Annotated in this window: 3 protein-coding genes; all 3 read left to right on the top strand. The window is 63.6% G+C overall.

Translation table 11 applies throughout. From position 1 onward, the window contains the following. Window positions 1-248: 248 nt before the first annotated feature. A complete protein-coding gene (locus Q4E95_RS11335; RefSeq protein ID WP_303383409.1) occupies window positions 249-1,676 on the top strand; it encodes an APC family permease in 1,428 nt (475 codons plus the stop codon). A gap of 105 nt (window positions 1,677-1,781) precedes the next feature. Then, window positions 1,782-3,257, top strand: a complete 1,476-nt coding sequence (locus Q4E95_RS11330) for an NAD-dependent succinate-semialdehyde dehydrogenase (RefSeq protein ID WP_303383408.1) — start codon at window positions 1,782-1,784, stop codon at window positions 3,255-3,257. A 44-nt stretch (window positions 3,258-3,301) separates the two neighbouring features. Further along, window positions 3,302-4,479: 4-aminobutyrate--2-oxoglutarate transaminase (gabT, locus tag Q4E95_RS11325; RefSeq protein WP_303383407.1), on the top strand; the 1,178-nt coding region annotated here is incomplete at its 3' end.

Below are 4,479 nucleotides of genomic sequence, written 5' to 3'. Positions count from 1 at the left end.
TGCGAGAACTGCACGTGTGAAAACTGCACCTGCGCACACTGCAATCACGCCGCCTGACAACAGAAGTGGCCGGAGACCTATTCTCTGACGGGGCACCGGTCCCCCGCGACGTCGCCAGCGGTGTCGCCGTCGGCGCGTAGCCGCGCGGTGCCGGGCACCACGCAATGTCACTGCTAGAAACACACGTGAGTCCTTTGAACGACACAATGGGTGAGTCAACTCTCATATTCGTTCGATAGGACTCCTTTATGACGCACGCAGACCAGCGGGGATTCAAGAAAGTCCTGGGCCGGATAGATGCGATCGCCCTGGGGTTCGGAGCCATGATCGGCTTCGGCTGGGTGGTCCTGACCGGTGGCTGGCTTGACGACGCCGGAACGCTGGGTGCCGCGCTCGCCATGGTGGCCGGCGGAGCCATCATGGCGGTGGTCGGACTGGTGTACGGCGAACTGGTGGCCGCCATGCCGGCGGCCGGCGGTGAACACAACTATCTGCTGCGCGGCATGGGCGCGCGCTGGGCCTTCATCGGCTCGTGGGGAATCACGGTCGGTTACATCACCATCGTGGCGTTCGAGGCGGTGGCCGTCCCGCGAACGGTGGAGTATATTTTCCCGAACCTGAGCCAGATACCGTTGTGGACCGTGGCTGGATTCGAGGTCAACCTCACCTGGGCCCTGCTCGGGTCTCTGTGCGCGGTTATCATCACGTGGATCAACATCCGCGGCGTGAAGCAGGCCTCCACCGTGCAAATCTTCGTGATCATTTTCCTGGTGCTGGTGGGCCTCATGATGATTTTCGGTGCGTTCTTCGGTGGCTCCACGCGCAACATGGAACCGTTCTTCGACAACGGCATCAGCGGATTTTTCCTGGTCCTGGTGGTCGTGCCGTTCTTGTTCGTCGGATTCGACGTGATTCCGCAGGTGTCCGAGGAAATGAACTTGTCCCCCAAGAAATTGGGCGGCACCATCATCACGTCCGTTCTGCTCGCAACAGTCTGGTACGCAGCCGTGATTCTCGCCACGTCCGCATCGCTTCCCGTCGAGGAACTCGCGGTCGCGGACATCGCCGTGGCGGATGCCATGGGTGCCGTGTTCAATTCCCAGGTCATGGCGAACCTTCTTCTGGCCGGCGGCCTGGCGGGCATTCTGACGTCGTGGAACTCCCTGCTCATGGGCGCCTCACGCCTGCTGTGGGCGCTGGGCAACTCCCGCATGCTGCCCGGTTGGTTCGGCAAGATCCACCCCACACACGGGACGCCCGTCAATGCCCTGTTGTTCGTGGGCGCACTCTCCTTTATTGCACCGTTCTTTGGCGAGGAAATGCTGGGTTGGCTGGTGGATTCGGGCTCACCATCCATTGTGATCGCCTACCTGCTGGTCTCGATCGTGTTCGTGATCCTGCGCAAACGCGAGCCTGAGATGGAACGCCCCTTCCGCATCGGTGGTCGCGGCAACGGGGGCACGGTCATCGGCATTTTGTCGGTCGTGCTGTGCGCCGGACTGGCAATTCTGTACATCCCGGGCATGCCTGCCGGCTTGGGGCTCGCCCCCTACGTGATCTTTGCTTTCTGGTGGGTTCTCGGGCTGGTTTTCATGGTCCGCATTCCGCGCGGTATCGAGCCCGGAGCTGACGCCGAACCCCGCCTGGTGGCGGCGGTGGAAGCCCGCAAGAAATAAGGCGTGTCACGACTTGCCCCGGGGCATACCATGGACGCAGGGACATTGCGCCCAAGCACCTTCGACTGCCCAGTTCTTCAGATGGAACTGTGAGAGAGGCACAATATGACTAGCCAAGAGAACATTTCTGCACTGCTTGAGGGCACTCCCACGGGTTTGTTGATCAATGGTGAATGGCGCGACGCTTCGGACGGCGGCACCTTCGATGTCGAGAACCCCGCCACCGGCGAAGTCCTTGCCACCTTGGCCTCGGCCACCGAGGATGATTCCCGTGCGGCCATGGACGCCGCCGCGAACGCCCAGGAGTCCTGGGCCCGCACTTCCACCCGGGAACGCTCGGACATTCTGATGCGCGCGTACGACTTGGTGAAGGAGCACACCGAGGAACTTGCCACGCTGATGACCCTGGAAATGGGTAAGCCGCTCAAGGAGTCCCGCGGCGAGGTTGCGTACGCCAACCAGTTCATGCGCTGGTTCTCCGAAGAAGCACCCCGCCACTACGGCCGGTACGCGGACACCCCCGAGGGCAACCTCAAGATGATCGTGACCCACAAGCCCGTGGGCCCGTGCCTCTTGATCACCCCGTGGAATTTCCCGCTGGCCATGGCCACCCGTAAGGTCGCCCCCGCCGTGGCCGCCGGTTGCACCATGATCCTCAAGCCCGCGCGCTTGACCCCGCTGACCTCGCAGTACTTCGCAAATTTGATGATCGAGGCCGGCATTCCCGCAGGTGTCCTCAACGTGGTGTGCTCGGCCTCCGCCTCCAAGGTGTCCGGTCCGATCATGGATGATCCGCGCCTTCGCAAGGTCTCCTTCACCGGCTCCACCCCGGTGGGTAAGCAGCTCATGAAGACCGCTGCGGACCGCGTGCTGCGCACCTCCATGGAGCTGGGCGGCAACGGCCCGTTCATCGTCTTCGAGGATGCCGATCTGGACAAGGCCGTCGAGGGCGCCATGGCCGCCAAGATGCGCAACATGGGTGAGGCGTGCACCGCCGCCAACCGTTTCCTGGTGCACGAGTCCGTGGCCGAGGAGTTCTCCACGAAGTTCGGGGAGAAGCTCGCAGCTCTCAAGACCGGTAACGGCTTGGAAGACGGCACGGACGTGGGCCCGCTGGTCGAGAAGAAGGCCCGCGACGGCGTCGCCGAACTCGTCGAGGACGCCAAGGAGAAGGGCGCGACCATTGCCGTGGGCGGCAAGGCCGTGGACGGCGCCGGCTACTTCTTCGAGCCCACGCTGATCACCGGCGTGACCGAGGACAGCCGCGTGTTCACCGAGGAGATCTTCGGCCCCGTGGCTCCGGTCATCACCTTCACGGACGAAGATCACGCCGTTCGGCTCGCCAACTCCACCGAGTACGGGCTGGCGTCCTACGTGTTCACCGAGAACATTTCCCGCGCACTGCGCATTGGTGAGCGCATTGAATATGGTCTGCTGGGCATGAACGTGGGCGTGATTTCCAACGCTGCGGCTCCTTTCGGTGGCGTCAAGGAATCCGGTCTGGGCCGCGAGGGCGGCGCTGAGGGCATTGCCGAGTACACCACCACCCAGTACATGGGCCTGCCTTCTCCCTGGGCCTGATCCGGCCTCCAATTTTTGATCTGTGAAAGGACAGCAACACAACTATGGCTGAAATCGAATACACGCTGGAACAGAAGCGTGAGCTGAAGACCGCCGTTCCGGGCCCCAAGTCCCAGGAATTGGCGCAGCGTCGCGGCAATGCAATTGCTTCCGGCGTGGCATCCTCCGTGCCCGCGTACGCGGACAAGCTGGACGGCGGCGTGATCCTGGATGTCGACGGCAACCAGCTGATCGACCTGGGCTCCGGCATCGCCGTGACCTCCGTGGGCGCTTCCGCACCCAAGGTTGTGGAGAACGTCAAGAACGCGGTGGAGAAGTTCACCCACACGTGCTTCATGGTCACCCCCTACGAGGGCTACGTGGAACTCGGCGAAAAGATCGCCGAGCTGACTCCGGGTTCCTTCGACAAGCGTGCGGCCCTGTTCAACTCGGGTTCCGAGGCAGTGGAGAACGCGGTCAAGCTCGCCCGCACGTACACCAAGCGCACCGCGGTGGTCGTCTTCGACCACGCGTACCACGGTCGCACCAACCTGACGCTGGCCATGACCTCCAAGGTCATGCCCTACAAGCAGGGCTTCGGGCCGTTCGCATCCGACGTGTACCGCGTTCCCATGTCCTACCCGTTCCGCGACGCTGACGGCATGACCGGTCAGGAAGCGGCCGAGCGCGCGCTGCTGCTGATCGAGAAGCAGGTCGGTGCGGAGAACGTTGCCGCAGTGGTCATCGAGCCCATCCAGGGTGAGGGTGGCTTCATCGTCCCCGCCGAGGGCTTCCTGCCGGCCCTGACCAAGTGGTGTCAGGACAACGGCGCCGTGTTCGTGGCCGACGAGGTCCAGGCCGGCGTGGCACGCACCGGCAAGTGGTTCTCCTCCGAGTGGGATGGCATCGAGCCCGACCTGGTGACCTTCGCCAAGGGCATCGCCGGCGGTATGCCGCTGTCCGGCGTGGTGGGTCGTGCGGAGATCATGAACTCCGTGCACGGCGGCGGGTTGGGTGGCACCTACGGCGGCAACCCCGTCGCGTGTGCGGCAGCCCTGGGCGCCCTTGAGACCATTGAAGAGTGGGGCCTGAAGGAGCGCGCCTTGGAGATCGAGAAGATCATCAAGGAAGAGCTGGGCGACCTTGCCGAGTCCTCGCCCATCGTGGGCGAGCTGCGCGGGCGCGGCGCCATGATGGCGCTCGAGTTCGTGGAGCCCGGTTCCAAGAAGCCCAACGCTGACGC

It is taken from the genome of Kocuria sp., from assembly GCF_030536815.1.
Classification (GTDB): Bacteria; Actinomycetota; Actinomycetes; order Actinomycetales; family Micrococcaceae; genus Kocuria; species Kocuria gwangalliensis.
This window is presented reverse-complemented; position numbering and strand designations above follow the sequence as displayed.

Excerpts from the sequence above, each read along its gene's own strand:
- Q4E95_RS11335 (WP_303383409.1), top strand. The coding sequence starts at position 249 with ATGACGCACGCAGACCAGCGGGGATTCAAGAAAGTCCTGGGCCGGATA.
- Q4E95_RS11330 (WP_303383408.1), top strand. The coding sequence starts at position 1,782 with ATGACTAGCCAAGAGAACATTTCTGCACTGCTTGAGGGCACTCCCACG.